The sequence below is a fragment of the Saezia sanguinis genome (assembly GCF_963921665.1).
In the GTDB taxonomy this organism is placed as follows: Bacteria; Pseudomonadota; Gammaproteobacteria; order Burkholderiales; family Burkholderiaceae_C; genus Saezia; species Saezia sanguinis.
Window position 1 is genome coordinate 77,616 of record NZ_CAWUGC010000014.1, and the last position, 15,720, is coordinate 93,335.

Here is a 15,720-nt window from a genome sequence, read left to right on the forward strand (position 1 = left end):
TACACTCTTTTTCATGACACACCCCTTATACAGAAGGTGTTTGCTGAGGCTGGCTTCCATCGGCTGCCTGCGGTTGCTTTTCATCTTTAGACGTATCCTGGTCCCCTTTGAAAATGCTGCGAATCACCACAAAGAAGACCGGCACAAAGATAATTGCCAGCACCGTCCCTGTAATCATACCACCAGTCACGCCGGTACCAATAGCACGCTGGCTCGCCGAGCTGGCCCCGCTGGCAAAGTACAAGGGCAAGACCCCGAACGTAAATGCCAGCGAAGTCATCAGAATCGGCCTGAACCGCAGATGTGCCGCCTCCAGCGCCGCCTGCATCAGGCTCTTGCCCTCCGCCTGCAGATCCTTGGCAAACTCGACGATCAGAATGGCATTCTTCGCCGACAAACCAATGATGGTAATCAACCCGATCTGGAAGTAAATATCATTTTCCATGCCTCGCAGCAACGTCGCCAGAATCACACCCAGCACGCCCAGCGGCACCACCAGCATCACCGAGAATGGGATTGACCAGCTTTCATACAGCGCTGCCAAGCACAGGAACACTGCCAGAATAGCAAACGCATACACAATGAACGCCTGCGAGCCAGCCTGTTTTTCTTCGCGCGACTGGCCGGTCCACTCATAGGCAAACCCTTCCGGTAATTGAGCAGCTAACCGCTCCATCTCCGCCATGGCATCGCCTGTACTGTACCCTTCGGCCGCATTACCTGCAATTTTCATGGCAGGGTAGCCGTTAAAGCGCACCGTCTGCACCGGCCCGGTGGTAGGCTCCACCGTCGCAAAAGACGAGAACGGTACCACTTTGCCGCTGGAGTTCACCACCGTCAACTGCAATATCTGATCTGCCTGCATACGCTGGGGCGCATCAGCCTGCACAATCACACGCTGCAAGCGGCCCCGGTTCAGAAAGTCATTGACATAGCTGGAACCAAACGCCGTGGAAAGTGCCGCGTTGATCATGCTGAAATCAACCCCTTGCGCCTGCGCTGCATCGCGGTCAATATTCAGATAAATCTGCGGAGAATCCTCCAGGCCATCGGGACGCACGCCAGACAATATCTTGCTTCCCGCGGCCATCCCCAACAACTGGTTACGTGCATTCAGCAGCGCCTCGTGTCCATTGGCACCGCGGTCTTCCAGGCGGAATTCAAACCCGGCGGCAATCCCCAGTTCGGGAATAGGTGGTGGGCTCAACGTGTAGATGAACGCATCGCGAATCCCAGCCAGTTCTCCCATGGCCTGCCCGGCCAGTGCCTGTGCAGTTTCGTTGGGTTTGGTACGGTCACTCCAATCGATCAGTGGCACAAAAGACAAGCCCGCATTCTGCCCTTGTCCGGCAAAGCTGAAACCGCGCACCGTCACGATGTCAGCCACTTCAGGTTTACCCCGCAACAGTGCATAAATCACATCGCAGTTCTGGCGGTCTGCCGGTTTCACCAGACCATCAAACAACGCCTGATTGTCACCCACATAGGCCTGCAATGCCGAGCAATGTGCCGGATTCTTCGGATCCATGTTCCGAATCATTTCCGGTTTACCTTGTACCGTCAGCTCTGCATCCGGACGCCCCCGCATATACAAAGAAAACTGGTCCAATGCCAACTCCGTACGCTCGGATGTCGCACCTGCTGGCAACTGCACCATGGCGATAACCACCCCCTGGTCTTCATTGGGCAGGAAAGAGGTTTTCATCTGTAAAAACAGATACCCTGCTGCAAACGTAATCGCCAGATATACCAGCATCATCAGCCCGCTGCGCTGCAACAGCCTGGCCAGAATGCTCTCATAGCCCTTGGCCGTCTTTGTAAAGTTACGGTTGAACCAGCCGAAAAAGCCTTTCTTCTCTGCATGATGGCCTGCCTGAACCGGTTTGAGCATGGTTGCGCAAAGCGCCGGTGTCAGCGATAACGCCAGAAATGCCGAGAAACCGATAGCCGTTGCCATGGTCGCGGAAAACTGCCGGTAAATATTGCCGGTAGACCCTTTGAAAAACGCCAGCGGTACAAACACCGAAACCAGCACCACCGTCACGCCGATAATCGCGCCGGAAATCTGCCCCATGGCTTTTCGGGCTGCCTGTAGCGGCGGAAGGCCCTCTTCGCTCATGATACGCTCGACGTTTTCCACCACAATAATGGCATCGTCCACCACAATCCCGATCACCAGCACCATGGCAAACATGGTCAACACGTTGATGGAGAACCCCATCGCATACAGCGCGGCAAAAGCCCCCAGCAAGGCAATCGGCACCACAATGGTTGGAATGACGGTGTAGCGCACATTCTGCAGGAAGATGAACATCACCACAAACACCAGCGCAATGGCTTCAAACAGTGTATGCACCACTTTTTCAATGGAGGTCGAGATGAATTTCGTGGTGTCATAAGGCACCTGGAATTCAACACCTTCCGGGAAATAGCGGGACAGCTCCTGCATCTTGTCGCGTACCAGCTTGGCGGTCGCCAGCGCGTTACCATTGGAAGACAGCTGTATACCGATACCGGCAGTTTCCTGCCCGTTGTATAGCGAGCTGAAGTTATAACTCTGTGTGCCCAGTTCAACGCGTGCAACATCACCCAAACGGACAGTAGAACCATCCGGATTGGCCCGCAGCACAATATTCTTGAACTGTTCCTCGGTGCTCAACTGACCATCCACCACAATGGCAGAAAAGGTTGTTTGCCCCTCTTCAATCGGCACATCGCCCACGGTACCGGCAGATACCTGCGCATTCTGCGATGAAATGGCGCTGCTCACATCGGTCATTGAGAGGTTGTACCCCTTCAACAACGTAGGATCAACCCAGATACGCATGGCACGTTCACCACCGAACTGCATCGCCTGTCCGACACCATTGAGACGGCTCAACTCATCGACCACATTGCGCGCTGCATAGTCATTCAGCTCAGCCGATCTGTAGTTAGGATTGGTGGAGGTAACCACCACCATCATCAGGAAGTTGGAGCGCGACTGGCGAACAATCACGCCTTGCTGCGTCACAGATGCAGGCAGGCGTGGAGTGGCCCGGGACAACAGATTCTGCACGTCCACCTGTGCCATATCGGGGTCAATGCCCGGCTCAAAATTCAGTGTAATGGAACCTGAACCATTGGCATTGCTCACCGTTTCCATGTACGCCAGACCTTTGGCGCTGTTCATTTCCCGCTCGATAACGGCCAGCACACTCTCTTCCAGCGTCTGGGCAGTAGCTCCGGGATAAGTTGCATTCACCGTGATCTGCGTTGGCGCCACCGGTGGGTACTGTTCAATTGCCATTTGCGTAATGGATACGGCTCCGGCAATCATAATGACGATTGCCACCACCCACGCAAAAATAGGGCGATCAATAAAGAACTTGGCCATCTGCCGTGCTCCTTACGACTTGTTTTCTTCAGTTGCTGCTGCTGGTGCAGCCGCGTCTGAAGGGGATTGAGCATCCGCTGACGGCGTTCCTGACGCTGGCTGAGCAGCCGGTCCATTTCCTGCTGGTGCGGGATTTGGCTGCGTATCCAATGGCACCGGCTGTACCTTCACAACAACAGGTTCCTCCGATTTTTGTGCGGCAGCAGCCTGCATGGCGCCACTCACAGCCATTTGCCACTTCTGGAAACCATCCACCATGACGCGGTCACCATCGTTCAAACCGGAAGTTATGACCCAATTCTGTCCATTACGCCCGCCAACAACGACTTGGCGAGGCTCAACCGTATCTTCCGGGGTCACAACATACAAAGTATCGCCCGTGGCAGCACGGGTAACCGCCTGCTGTGGCACCAGGAAAGAATTTTCAGCCTGAATCTGCTCCAAGCGGACCCGGACATACAAATTAGGCAGCAGCAACTTTTCAGGGTTAGGCACAGTCGCTCTCAAGGTGACCTGACCCGTTGTTTCGTCAACAGTCCAGTCCGTGAACATCAAATGCCCTGGTTCACTGTAAGGCTGCCCATTATCCAGGATGACGGTAATCGGAATGGAACCATCACTGGCCACCTTATAACGTCCCGAGCGTACATCCTGCTGCAATTTGATCACTTCTGTTGCCGACTGGGTGAAGTTGACATATAGAGTGTCAATCTGCTGCACAGTCGCTAACAATGTGATGTCTGTCTGCCCGACCAGAGCGCCTTCTGTCACATATGCTTGGCCAATACGGCCCGAAATCGGTGCTGTCACCGCGGCATAACCCAGGTTGATTTTGGCCGTTGCAACAGAAGCCTGAGCCGCCAGCACATTGGCTTCAGAGGCTCTCTGAGCTGCTACGGCATTGTCATAATCCTGCTTGCTGACTGCATTGATCGCCACCAGCGGCTGATACCGCTCTGCCAGTGCTTTGGTCTGCATCAGGTTGGCCTGTGCCTGCGCCAGCGAAGCCTGCGCGCTTTGCAAAGAGGCACGATAGGGGGCATCATCGATCTGGAACAGTTGCTGTCCGGCCTTCACGTCAGAGCCTTCTTCAAAAAGCCGACGCTGCAACACCCCCGGCACACGCGCACGCACATCGGCCACCCGATACGCTTGCAGACGCCCAGGCAACTCTGTGGTCAAGCCAATATTCTGCGCTTTCACCGTAACATATCCAACCGATGGCGGAGCCCCTGCCCCACCCGCCTGTTCATCTTTGCCACACGCCGTAAGCGCCAGTGCAACTGCCAATGGCGCAAACAGCCATAACAGAGGCTGGCGCTTTCCCTGATCTGAATTCTTTTGAGTCTGTGCTGATTGTGCCGACATGATCTTCCTTAATAGCCCTAACCGCTCCTTCTGGTGGGAGCATGAAATCGATAAAACTGTCCAAAACATAATGACAACGAAACGCTACTATCTGTATCAGGCGTCGCGCCATACCCAGTGTGATCAGGTATAAACAGATAGACAAATAATCCCGGAATCTGTGCTTATTTCTGTACGAAGCCCATAGTATATATACATTTCTGAATGTATGTAAGATAGAATAAGGATTCTTTACATAATTTTACAAAGCTTTTCACAGAGCCCTCTATTATGGCACGCAAAACCAAAGAAGAAGCACTTCAAACACGGCAGATCATTTTAGACGCTGCTGAAACATTGTTTCAGCAACAGGGTGTTTCACGTACCTCTTTACAGCAAATTGCCCAGGCAGCCAATGTAACGCGCGGCGCGATTTATTGGCACTTCAGCGATAAGCTGGCTTTGTTTCAGGCCCTTTTAGACCGTGCCACATTATCTGCAGACGAAATTTTCACACGCATCGAAAAGCAAAATGACATCTCGCCTCTGAACCGCATTCTTGCATTAATTTCTGAATTGACCTCCCTGGTCAATGAGAATTCGCAAATCCGTAATGTTTTAGATATTGTGTTTCATAAAATTGAGCTGGTTGACGAATTTGCGGTCATGAGTGAGCGGCATCTTCGGCATCTGCAACGCTCTTTAGGCACATTTACACGCCTGTTGCTTTTGGCAAACCAGGCAAAAGAAATTCACATCACAGAAGCTCAGGTGCATTGGGCGGCACGCGGCCTGCAGGCTTTAAGTGATGGGCTGTTTCACAACTGGATGCACGATTCTGAATCTTTCGACTTGCGTGAAATTACCCTGTACAGCGTGAAAACTTACTTGCAGGGGCTTAAACATCCTTCCTCTTCTGTTCAGCCCTCAGCCTGATCACACAGATATTTTCATAATACGCATATATTTAACATGCGCTTAATGCGAATAGCTCTTTTTAGGCTGCTTTTAGCGTATAATAAGTAGCTTATATTTAATGTAACGCTGATGTATCTTCACTGAACACAGCATAGGTTGAATCTGTTTTGCGGCTGTAGCTCAGTGGATAGAGTATTGGCCTCCGAAGCCAAGGGTCGTGGGTTCGATCCCCGCCAGCCGCACCAAACAAATAGAAAATTCGGACACTTGAATATTACTGGGTCTGATGTCATGCGGGAGTGAAGACAAGAAGAAACAAAAGGAAGAAAGCATCTGCTTTATCTGTGTGGTCAAACCGTCAATACCAGGACGTTTGAAATACACCAGATCTGGTAACGGAAATGCAGATGTCATGGTTAATTCATTAAATTGAAATACCATCTCCTTTGTACAGGATTTCCTGATTAACGCTAAAAGGAAGTCCCTATTTTTGTTTGAGCGTTTTCAACTTGATACTGGAACTATTGATCATCCATGTCTAAAGCACCTACCAAAACCCAAGTCGCAGATGACGGTTTGCGCTATCGTTCAAAAGTCAATGGCTCACCATTCGTTTCTTCCGGCTCTTTTGGTGCCGCAACCATGTCCTGTTTTCTATGCGGCAAACATCGTCCACGTGCGCAACTGAAAGCCCGCAAACTGCTGGGGCAAATGCAGTTCGTCTGTGCACCTTCATGCAAAGCGCTGGAAAACGAAGAAGAAGCTAAATAATTTTGTTGATGTAAGGCTCTGCACTTTTCATTTGGAAAGATTCAACAGATACATTGGATAACATCTGCAACCATCCTGCATGGGATAGCGCTGTATAGAAAAGCTGTATCTTTAAAATAAGCCACCCATTAAAAAAGCCATCTTCAGATGGCTTTTTCTTTATCCGCAAAAAAATAAAACAAGTTTTATTTTCGGCTGCTGTTATTAAAGCGCCGGATGGTCGACAGTTGAGCCGCCATGAATGCCAGTTCAGATTGCGCTTTGGCAAGCTCCATGCCCCCTTGCGCATTCTTCAGCACCTCTTCAGCCGCTTTCTGTGCTTCAAGCGCTTTTGCTTCGTCAAGGTCGGCACCACGAATCGCTGTGTCAGCCAATACTGTAACCATATTCGGCTGGACTTCCAGCACGCCTCCGGCAACAAACACCAGTTCTTCTTTATCGTTATCGGCACGCCTAATACGCACAGCACCCGGCTTAATGCGGGTAATCAACGGAATATGGTGCGGCAAAATCCCCAACTCACCTGATTCCCCAGGTAAAGCCACAAATTTAGCCTCTCCAGAAAAAATCAACTCTTCGGCAGAGACAACATCCACATGCAAAGTCGCCATTATTTATTCCTCTAACAAACACACAGCTTACTGTTTCAAATCTACCAGCAGTCAGCCATGCGTTTGCAATATGCTTTTCAGCCCAGTTGCTGAGAAGCCGAATTATTGAATCTTTTTGGCTTTTTCCAGAGCTTCGTCTATGGTACCCACCATGTAGAATGCCTGCTCAGGAACCGCATCACACTCTCCGCTGACAATCATCTTGAAACCACGAATGGTTTCTGCCAGAGGAACGTATTTGCCAGGAGAGCCTGTAAACACTTCAGCCACATGGAACGGCTGTGACAGGAAGCGCTGGATCTTACGGGCACGGGCCACAACCAGTTTGTCTTCCGGTGACAATTCATCCATACCCAGAATCGCAATAATATCGCGCAGTTCTTTGTACTTCTGCAATGTTCCCTGAACCTGACGTGCCACGGTATAGTGGTCTTCACCCACCACGTGCGGGTCAAGCTGGCGGCTGGTGGAGTCCAGCGGATCCACTGCCGGATAAATACCCAAAGCAGCAATATCACGGGAAAGCACCACGGTGGAATCCAAGTGAGCAAATGTGGTTGCAGGTGACGGGTCAGTCAAGTCATCGGCTGGCACATACACTGCCTGGATCGAGGTGATGGAGCCCACTTTGGTTGAAGTAATACGCTCCTGCAGTTTACCCATTTCCTCTGCCAGAGTCGGCTGATAACCCACCGCTGAAGGCATACGACCCAGCAGCGCAGATACTTCGGTACCGGCCAGCGTGAAACGGTAAATGTTATCGACGAAAAACAAAACGTCACGGCCTTCATCACGGAAAGATTCAGCAATGCTCAGCCCGGTCAGCGCCACGCGCAGACGGTTGCCCGGAGGCTCATTCATCTGACCGTACACCATGGACACTTTGGATTCGGACAAGTTGTCTTTATTTACAACACCGGCATCCATCATTTCATGATAGAAGTCATTACCTTCACGGGTACGTTCGCCCACACCAGCAAACACAGACAGACCTGAGTGCGCTTTTGCAATGTTATTGATCAGCTCCATCATGTTCACGGTTTTGCCCACACCGGCACCACCGAACAGGCCGACTTTACCACCCTTGGCAAACGGGCAGATCAAGTCAATCACCTTGATCCCGGTTTCCAGCAGTTCAGTGGAAGGAGCCAGCTCTTCATAAGCCGGAGCCTTGCGGTGAATCATCGCCTTTTCAGAGGAGTCAATATCACCACGTTCATCAATCGGGTTGCCCAGCACGTCCATGATGCGGCCCAGTGTGGCTTTGCCCACCGGCACGGTAATGCCATCACCCGTATTTTGCACTTTCATGCCACGACGCAGGCCGTCAGACGAGCCCAAAGCAATGGTGCGAACAATACCATCCCCTAACTGCTGCTGAACTTCCAGCACCAGCGGAGAGCCTTCCATTTTCAATGCTTCGTAAATTTTAGGCATTGCGTTACGTGGAAACTCCACGTCAACCACTGCACCGATACATTGAACAATCTTGCCTTCTGCCATGATTGGTTCCTTCTGATTACGCTTATTCGTTACACTGCTGAAGCACCTGCCACAATTTCCGTCAATTCGGTTGTAATTGCAGCCTGTCGGGTCTTGTTATAGACCAACTTCAATTCGTTAATGAGATTACCTGCATTGTCGGTTGCCGCTTTCATGGCTACCATACGTGCCGACTGTTCAGAGGCCATATTTTCAGCCACTGCCTGATAAACCAGCGCCTCAGCATAGCGCCGCATCAAAAAGTCAATAACGGTCGGTGCGTCCGGTTCATAAATATAGTCCCATGCGTGCGAGCGCTTTTCCTCATCTGTCTGAGTAAAACGGCTTTCAGCCAAAGGCAAAAACTGCTCTACGATCGGCTCTTGCTTCATGGTGTTGATGAAACGTGTGTAGCAAAGGTAGACTTCATCGAGCTTGCCATCAATAAAGTCTTTGATGATCACTTTGCATGGCCCCACCAGTTTATCCACCTGGGGAACATCCCCCAGTTGAGAAACCTGCGCCTCTACCTTCACCTTGATACGCCCCAAAAAGCCAAAACCTTTCGCACCGATGGTCACCGCCCGTGCTTCAATGCCCTGTTTGTCCCAATCCGTTAACTTATTGGTCAAAACGCGAAACATGTTGGTATTCAAGCCGCCGCACAACCCTTTATCGGTACTGATCACAATCAGCCCCACTTTTTTGGTTGGCGTGGCTGGTGCAACCATGAACGGGTGCTTGTATTCCGGATTAGCGCGCGACAAATGGGCTGTAATGTTACGCAGCTTATCCGAATACGGCCGACCCATGCGCATGCGATCCTGTGCTTTGCGCATTTTGGAGGCGGCCACCATTTCCATCGCTTTTGTGATCTTCTTGGTGTTTTCCACCGATTTGATCTTGCCGCGAATTTCCTTACCTGATGCCATGCCCAGCTCCTTTGAATTGATGCCTGCTGATCACAATCTCACAATCCATCAGGTAAAGCTTTTCTTGAATGAATCAAGCGCTGCAGTCAGCTCAGCTTCAGCATCTTTATCCATGACTTTGGCGGCTTCCACTTTCTCAATCCAGCCGGCATAGCTGGTTTTCAGCAACTGGTGCAAACCGGTTTCAAACTCCAGCACTTTTTCCACCGGCACGCCATCCAGGTAGCCTTTGTTCACGGCAAACAGCGAAGCTGCCATGAAGGAAATTGGCAGTGGAGAATACTGCGGCTGCTTGAGCATTTCAGTCACACGTGCACCGCGATCCAGCTGTTTGCGTGTCGCATCGTCCAGATCTGAAGCAAACTGTGAGAATGCAGCCAGTTCACGATACTGCGCCAAATCGGTACGGATACCGCCAGACAAACCTTTGATCAGTTTGGTCTGAGCCGCACCACCCACACGGGACACCGAAATACCGGCGTTAATCGCAGGGCGGATACCGCTGTTAAACAGGTTGGTTTCCAGGAAGATCTGTCCATCGGTAATAGAAATCACGTTGGTTGGCACGAATGCGGACACGTCACCAGCCTGTGTTTCAATGATTGGCAAAGCGGTCAGTGAACCTGTTTTACCCTTGACTTCACCGTTGGTGAACTTCTCAACATACTCAGCGTTCACGCGCGCTGCACGTTCCAGCAAACGGCTGTGCAAATAGAACACATCACCAGGGAACGCTTCACGGCCTGGAGGACGGCGCAACAGCAAAGAAACCTGGCGGTAGGCTACAGCCTGTTTGGACAGGTCATCATAAATGATCAATGCATCCTGACCGCGGTCACGGAAATACTCGCCCATGGTGCAGCCAGCATAAGCAGATACATACTGCATAGCAGCAGAATCTGAAGCAGGCGCAGCAACCACAACGGTATAGTCCATCGCGCCATTGGCTTCCAGGGTGCGTACCACGTTTTTAATGGATGAGGACTTCTGCCCGATCGCCACGTAGATACAGGTAACGCCCTGGCCCCTCTGATTGATGATGGTATCAAGGGCAATGGTTGACTTACCGGTCTGGCGGTCACCAATGATCAATTCGCGCTGACCACGGCCAATTGGCACCATGGAGTCAATCGCCTTCAAACCGGTCTGCAGCGGCTGATCAACAGACTGACGTGCAATCACGCCAGGCGCCACTTTTTCAATCACGTCGGTCATTTTGGCGTTGATCGGGCCTTTGCCGTCAATCGGCTGCCCCAGCGCATTAACCACACGGCCAATCAGTTCCGGGCCTACCGGCACTTCCAGAATGCGGCCAGTACATTTAACCGTATTGCCTTCTGAAATATGCTCATAAGCCCCCAGAATCACGACCCCAACCGAATCACGCTCCAGGTTCAGTGCCAAACCAAAAGTCGGTGTGCCGTCCGGTGCAGGCGGAAACTCCAACATTTCGCCCTGCATGGCTTCAGACAGGCCATAAACACGACAAATACCGTCAGAGACGGAGATCACGGTTCCTTCGCTGCGAATGTCTGCACTGGGTGTCAGACCTTCGATCCGGCTTTTAATCAGCTCAGAAATTTCTGCGGGATTGAGTTGCATGGGGTTCCCCTAATTCCTTTTGCGCATGGCCTGTTTAGGCCATCAACGCCACTTTCATTTGTTCCAAACGGGCCTTGACAGACATATCCAATGTGTCATCACCCACCACTGCACAGATACCACCAATCAAAGACTCGTCAATTTGCACTTGTGGTTTCAGTTTTCTGCCAAACCGTTTTTCCAGTACAGGTAAAAGCTGCGCAAGTTCTGCATCGCCAATCGGGTAAGCGCTGTAAATCAGCACTTCCGTGACATCATTGGTTGCATCACACAATACACGGTATTGCTTAGCCACCTCTGACAACGCAGATAAACGACCATAATCAACCAGCTCTGCCAAAAAGCGCTTGACCGCTTCAGTCGGCACAGCATCGGACTTGGTCACAGACATCAGCAAACCCACCAACTGCTCCCCCAAAACTTTAGGGTCGTTGGCAAGCAGCTTGAGCTCATCTGTATCGCAGGCAAGCGCCAGATTGTTAAGCACCTCGCCCCATTGGGCAAACTGCTTTTGGTCGCTAGCCACCTGAAATATGGCTTCTGCGTAAGGGCGGGCAATCGTTGCAAGTTCAGCCATAGCACCTTACCCCTTTTACAGCTCAGCTTTCAGGTGCTCAAGCATTTGTGAGTGCGCCTTGGCATCCACTTCACGCTTGAGAATCTGTTCTGCGCCTTTAACTGCCAATGCGGCGACCTGCTCACGCAAGGCTTCACGCGCCTGCGTTGCCTGCAGATCTGCCTCAGCCTTGGCTGCAGCAATGATCTTGTTGGCCTCTTCAACAGCACGCGACTTCGCCTCGTTGACGATGTCCTGAGCACGGCGGTCTGCATCGGCAATCCGCTGGGTGGACTCTTCACGTGTATGGGCCAGCTGCTCTTCCACACGCTTGTTGGCATCATTCAATTCTGCCTTTGCGTGGTCTGCTGCTGCCAGCCCCTCTTCAATTTTCTTTGCGCGTTCATCCAGGGCTTTGGCAATTGGTGGCCACACGAAACTCATCGTGAACCACACAAGCAGCGCAAAAACAATGATCTGGATGATAAGGGTTGCGTTGATACTCACAACAACACCTTTCCTCGTTCAGTTGATGTTCCTACAAACATATTGGTTTGTCGGGCCTTCAAACTCATGCACTGACAATAATTCTTAAGCCAGCGCAAAGGGATTAGCAAATGCAAACAGCAGAGCGATCGCAACACCAATCAGGAAGGCAGCGTCAATCAGACCCACCAGAATGAACATCTTGGTTTGCAAGGTATTCATCAATTCAGGCTGACGAGCAGATGATTCCAAGAACTTGCCGCCCATCAGTGCAATACCGATAGATGCGCCAGCGGCCCCAAGACCAACGATCAGACCACAAGCCAGAGCGACGAGGCCGAGGATGTTTTCCATGATAACTCCTTTGAGAGAAAAAGCGTGTTAGTTAAAAAATTAAAACAAAAATCAGCAGTCAGAACCATTCACAATCATCAGTGATGGTCATGCGCCTGTCCCAGATAAATCACCGCCAGCGTCATAAAAATAAACGCCTGCAACGTGATAATCAGAATGTGGAATGCTGCCCAGGCAAAGCCGGCAATGACATGCCCGATACCCAGCCAGAATCCCGCTTCAACAGGACTCCAGGCCCAGGCACCGCCCATCAATGCAATCAACATGAACACCAGTTCACCTGCGTACATATTTCCGAACAACCGCATCCCGTGGGAAACAGTCTTGGAAAGGTACTCCACAATCTGCATGAATAAGTTTGCTACAGCCAAGATAATGGCAAAAATCGGATTTTTGCTCATGCCAAAGGGCGCTGTCAGCAATTCATGCGTCCAGCCACCCAGGCCCTTGATCTTCAGACTGTAGAAGAAACACAAAATCAGTACGGAAATGGACATGCCCAAAGTCACCGACAAATCTGCTGTCGGCACAGCACGCATATAAGCATGCGCAGGGTCTCCGCCAATGGCGCCATAGAACTTGGCCCACAGCCAGGGCAACAAATCCACCGGCAGCAAGTCCATCGCGTTGAGCAGGAAAATCCACACAAACAGCGTCAATGCCAAAGGTGCAATCAGCTTGCGACTCTTCTCAACACTGATGGTGTCTTTGACCTGATTGGCCACCATTTCAACCAGAAACTCAACTGCGGCCTGAAACCGTCCGGGCACACCAGAGGTCGCCTTGCGGGCAGCGCGCCATAAAACAAAACAGCCAATAACGCCGATCAGCAGCGAATAAATGACAGAGTCCAGGTTAATCACACTGAAATCAACGATAGCAGTCTGGTGCGCCGGGGACAAATCCCAGTGAACCTGCCAAGGTTGCAAGTGATGCTGGATATATTGACTTGCGGTTTGAGCTTCGCCTTCAGCAGCCATTGATCAACTCTTTACCTGTTTGTTTCCTATTCAACAACAGCCAGCATGCGATACCGTATGCTTTGACTGTCACCACAAACCCTGCCAGCAATGCCTGCCAGACCAGAGGATGAACCCATAACACAGCCATCACCAAGAAGACAACTGCACATCCGATTTTGACGAATTCCCAGAACAACAAACGCGCCAAAGGAATCAGAGCCCCGGCTTTGTTATCTGCCTGCGCAGCCATGCGCCAAACAAAAACCGCCGACGGCACCCATGCAGCCATCACGCCAGCCAGCGCGGAAGACATCACGCCAGCATAGCCGCTCCAAAACGAAGCTATTGCAATGACTGTAAATCCCGCCACTAACTGCAGCCACAAAACAGACCACAACGATAGTTTGGGCATTCCTGCCTGTAAAACTTGTGCCTCCTGAGCGCTCAGTACTTTGAATTCCTGCGCCTCATCATCATTGTTTGCGTCATAAAAGGGCATCCCAATCACTCCGCTTTTACTCTGTCCTGTGCCCATGGTGCCAGCAACCTGATTCATGGATACAAATACCTGCCTTCTTGCACCCTCCGCAGAGGAGCTACTGTGCATAAAAGCGGGATTATACGTGAAAAATTTCTCATTCCAACAGATATCTGCAAAAACCCCGCGTCATCCTCATCCATGCAAAGCCAGTTTGCCGGTCATGCCGCCCCCTGCTTTTTCGCGGACAGACAAAGCGTCGAGCATCTCCAGCACCAGCCGCCTCAATGCCTCCATCACACTGGAAGGCCAGCCAGGATAAGGCAGCCCTTTGACCAGCCCATCGCAAATGTGTGCACTGACCAGCAACTGCTGACACGTCTGTATTGTCATACGGCCAACGCTCCGCTCATAAAGCCGCTCGCGCACGCCCCAGACCCTGTTTTCACGCAACGCCAAAGGCATCGGCTGCCCCTGCTCCAGCGACTGGCGCACCCGCCACAATGTGGCAATTTCGTCAGACAAGACCCAGTGAATACGCACTGCCGGCTGCCCTTCATGCAGCAGTCCGTCAAGCATGCGCATAGAACGTTCCGCCTGCCCGGACAAAATCACCTGCGTTAACTGAAACAGGTCGTAGCGCGCCACATCCATGACGGCAGACTCAACCTCTTCAAAACTCAATATCCGCGAGGCCTGCCCGCTTGCCGGGTAAAGCAATGATAGTTTTTCAATCTCCTGGTGTGCAGCCAGCAGGTTACCTTCGACATGGTCGGCAAAAAAAGACAATGCTCTCTTGCCTTCCTCCGCAGGCTGCAGTTGCAGCCCTTTCGCAGCAAGACGTTGCGTGATCCACTGCGGCAACGCTGCCCTGTCAACAGGATCACATGCCACAACCGTGCCATGCTGCTCCAACGCCTTGAACCAGGCGGTATTTTTGGCTGAGCGGTCCATCCGGTCTCCCAAGGAAACCAGCACCAACGTATCGCCGTTGGCATCTGTCTGCTGTGCTAACTGCTGCAACGCAACCCCGCCTTCACGCCCGGGCTTAGCCGATGGAATGCGGATTTCAATGATCTGCCTGTCGGCAAACAAACTTTGTGCGCTGGTTGCGGCCAGCACTTCAGACCAGTCAAACCGCGCGCCAGTTACCGTAAATACCGTGCGCTCGGTAAACCCCGTCGTACGTGCCGCCGCTCGAATAGCATCGGCGCTTTCCAACTGCTGCAAAGGCTCTTCGCCCACCAAGACATAAAGCCGGCCCAGCGCTTTCGACAAGAGACTCGACAATTGACGGGCTGCAACCTGGGCCATGTATTGCTCCGGTCAGTATCAGGGCCGCATGGAGGCCAGACGCCACAACAGCAACTGCGCCATGCTCTGGCTCATATCCCGGAACAGCAGGTCCTGCTCATCGCCTTTAGCCAGCGCCTGTGTTTCTGAATAGCTGTATTCGCGGTACTGTTCCAGCTCATCCTCAGTTGCCAGCGGATCCTGCCCCTGCGCCCACAAGCGGAATGTCAGTGTTGAACGCATCTGGATTTCCCGCACTTCGCCATAAGGCGTTTGCCCGACCGCGAAATCACGCCGCACGTCAGACATAATCTCCAGCAGTACCTCTGCCTCTGCCGGGTTACTGACAATCTTGACGCTGCTTACACGCGCCAGCTCACGCCGCAAAAACACCAGCACCTCCGAAGTGCCTCCCAGCCACAATCTCTGGAAATGAAATTCCGGTGCCTGGCGCAACTGAAAACCACAGCCACTCAGCATAGCAACGGTGCCAGCCAGCCCTCCAAGAAAATAACGGCGGTTTTGTTTTTGCATACTTGCAGCCTTTACTCT

Annotated in this window: 15 protein-coding genes and 1 tRNA gene; 3 read left to right on the plus strand and 13 right to left on the minus strand. The window is 51.8% G+C overall.

Features of this window, described 5'->3' with window-relative positions; all coding sequences use genetic code 11:
• Positions 1–25: 25 nt before the first annotated feature.
• Both AACY98_RS08795 and AACY98_RS08800 read right to left on the minus strand, forming a co-directional pair.
• Complete coding sequence (locus AACY98_RS08795; RefSeq protein ID WP_239442051.1) at positions 26–3,376, minus strand: efflux RND transporter permease subunit; 3,351 nt, start codon at positions 3,374–3,376, stop codon at positions 26–28.
• A gap of 12 nt (positions 3,377–3,388) precedes the next feature.
• A complete protein-coding gene (locus tag AACY98_RS08800; protein WP_339804175.1) occupies positions 3,389–4,744 on the minus strand; it encodes an efflux RND transporter periplasmic adaptor subunit in 1,356 nt (451 codons plus the stop codon).
• Positions 4,745–5,014: 270 nt separating this feature from the next.
• On the opposite strand from AACY98_RS08800, the gene AACY98_RS08805 reads away from it, so the two are divergent.
• From AACY98_RS08805 to AACY98_RS08815, 3 genes are all read left to right on the plus strand, one after another.
• Entirely contained in the window at positions 5,015–5,659 is a 645-nt protein-coding gene (locus AACY98_RS08805; protein WP_339804177.1) for a TetR family transcriptional regulator, read from the plus strand.
• Between the two features lie 151 nt (positions 5,660–5,810).
• Positions 5,811–5,886: transfer RNA gene (locus AACY98_RS08810), tRNA-Arg, on the plus strand.
• A gap of 289 nt (positions 5,887–6,175) precedes the next feature.
• Positions 6,176–6,412, plus strand: coding sequence for a hypothetical protein (locus tag AACY98_RS08815; RefSeq protein ID WP_126978827.1), 237 nt, complete (start codon positions 6,176–6,178; stop codon positions 6,410–6,412).
• Between the two features lie 185 nt (positions 6,413–6,597).
• On the opposite strand, the gene AACY98_RS08820 is transcribed toward AACY98_RS08815, so the two are convergent.
• The 11 genes from AACY98_RS08820 to lptE form a co-directional block, all read right to left on the minus strand.
• Complete coding sequence (locus AACY98_RS08820) at positions 6,598–7,023, minus strand: F0F1 ATP synthase subunit epsilon (protein WP_126978825.1); 426 nt, start codon at positions 7,021–7,023, stop codon at positions 6,598–6,600.
• A 102-nt stretch (positions 7,024–7,125) separates the two neighbouring features.
• Positions 7,126–8,526, minus strand: a complete 1,401-nt coding sequence (gene atpD / locus AACY98_RS08825; RefSeq protein WP_126978823.1) for a F0F1 ATP synthase subunit beta — start codon at positions 8,524–8,526, stop codon at positions 7,126–7,128.
• Between the two features lie 29 nt (positions 8,527–8,555).
• A complete protein-coding gene (gene atpG, locus AACY98_RS08830) occupies positions 8,556–9,437 on the minus strand; it encodes a F0F1 ATP synthase subunit gamma (RefSeq protein ID WP_126978821.1) in 882 nt (293 codons plus the stop codon).
• Between the two features lie 48 nt (positions 9,438–9,485).
• Positions 9,486–11,039, minus strand: a complete 1,554-nt coding sequence (atpA, locus tag AACY98_RS08835; RefSeq protein ID WP_126978819.1) for a F0F1 ATP synthase subunit alpha — start codon at positions 11,037–11,039, stop codon at positions 9,486–9,488.
• 34 nt (positions 11,040–11,073) lie between these two features.
• Positions 11,074–11,616, minus strand: a complete 543-nt coding sequence (locus tag AACY98_RS08840) for a F0F1 ATP synthase subunit delta (protein ID WP_339804183.1) — start codon at positions 11,614–11,616, stop codon at positions 11,074–11,076.
• A 15-nt stretch (positions 11,617–11,631) separates the two neighbouring features.
• The gene (locus AACY98_RS08845; RefSeq protein ID WP_126978815.1) at positions 11,632–12,102 is read right to left on the minus strand and encodes a F0F1 ATP synthase subunit B; all 471 of its coding nucleotides are present in this window, start codon (positions 12,100–12,102) and stop codon (positions 11,632–11,634) included.
• An 84-nt stretch (positions 12,103–12,186) separates the two neighbouring features.
• Positions 12,187–12,435: a F0F1 ATP synthase subunit C gene (gene atpE / locus AACY98_RS08850; protein WP_126978813.1), complete on the minus strand. Its 249-nt coding sequence runs from the start codon at positions 12,433–12,435 to the stop codon at positions 12,187–12,189.
• A gap of 77 nt (positions 12,436–12,512) precedes the next feature.
• Entirely contained in the window at positions 12,513–13,415 is a 903-nt protein-coding gene (gene atpB, locus AACY98_RS08855; protein WP_126978811.1) for a F0F1 ATP synthase subunit A, read from the minus strand.
• Positions 13,405–13,953 (minus strand): ATP synthase subunit I, encoded by a 549-nt coding sequence (locus AACY98_RS08860; RefSeq protein ID WP_162615256.1) that lies wholly within the window; start codon positions 13,951–13,953, stop codon positions 13,405–13,407. The genes atpB and AACY98_RS08860 overlap by 11 nt, the downstream gene beginning before the upstream one ends.
• 117 nt (positions 13,954–14,070) lie before the next feature.
• The gene (gene holA / locus AACY98_RS08865; RefSeq protein WP_339804187.1) at positions 14,071–15,189 is read right to left on the minus strand and encodes a DNA polymerase III subunit delta; all 1,119 of its coding nucleotides are present in this window, start codon (positions 15,187–15,189) and stop codon (positions 14,071–14,073) included.
• Between the two features lie 18 nt (positions 15,190–15,207).
• Positions 15,208–15,702: an LPS assembly lipoprotein LptE gene (gene lptE / locus AACY98_RS08870; protein ID WP_339804190.1), complete on the minus strand. Its 495-nt coding sequence runs from the start codon at positions 15,700–15,702 to the stop codon at positions 15,208–15,210.
• Between the last annotated feature and the right edge of the window lie 18 nt (positions 15,703–15,720).

Bases quoted from the DNA above. Each gene is read 5' to 3' on its own strand.
- AACY98_RS08795 (WP_239442051.1), bottom strand. From the start codon at position 3,376: ATGGCCAAGTTCTTTATTGATCGCCCTATTTTTGCGTGGGTGGTGGCA.
- AACY98_RS08800 (WP_339804175.1), bottom strand. From the start codon at position 4,744: ATGTCGGCACAATCAGCACAGACTCAAAAGAATTCAGATCAGGGAAAG.
- AACY98_RS08805 (WP_339804177.1), top strand. From the start codon at position 5,015: ATGGCACGCAAAACCAAAGAAGAAGCACTTCAAACACGGCAGATCATT.
- AACY98_RS08815 (WP_126978827.1), top strand. From the start codon at position 6,176: ATGTCTAAAGCACCTACCAAAACCCAAGTCGCAGATGACGGTTTGCGC.
- AACY98_RS08820 (WP_126978825.1), bottom strand. From the start codon at position 7,023: ATGGCGACTTTGCATGTGGATGTTGTCTCTGCCGAAGAGTTGATTTTT.
- atpD (WP_126978823.1), bottom strand. From the start codon at position 8,526: ATGGCAGAAGGCAAGATTGTTCAATGTATCGGTGCAGTGGTTGACGTG.
- atpG (WP_126978821.1), bottom strand. From the start codon at position 9,437: ATGGCATCAGGTAAGGAAATTCGCGGCAAGATCAAATCGGTGGAAAAC.
- atpA (WP_126978819.1), bottom strand. From the start codon at position 11,039: ATGCAACTCAATCCCGCAGAAATTTCTGAGCTGATTAAAAGCCGGATC.
- AACY98_RS08840 (WP_339804183.1), bottom strand. From the start codon at position 11,616: ATGGCTGAACTTGCAACGATTGCCCGCCCTTACGCAGAAGCCATATTT.
- atpE (WP_126978813.1), bottom strand. From the start codon at position 12,435: ATGGAAAACATCCTCGGCCTCGTCGCTCTGGCTTGTGGTCTGATCGTT.
- atpB (WP_126978811.1), bottom strand. From the start codon at position 13,415: ATGGCTGCTGAAGGCGAAGCTCAAACCGCAAGTCAATATATCCAGCAT.
- AACY98_RS08860 (WP_162615256.1), bottom strand. From the start codon at position 13,953: ATGAATCAGGTTGCTGGCACCATGGGCACAGGACAGAGTAAAAGCGGA.
- holA (WP_339804187.1), bottom strand. From the start codon at position 15,189: ATGGCCCAGGTTGCAGCCCGTCAATTGTCGAGTCTCTTGTCGAAAGCG.
- lptE (WP_339804190.1), bottom strand. From the start codon at position 15,702: ATGCAAAAACAAAACCGCCGTTATTTTCTTGGAGGGCTGGCTGGCACC.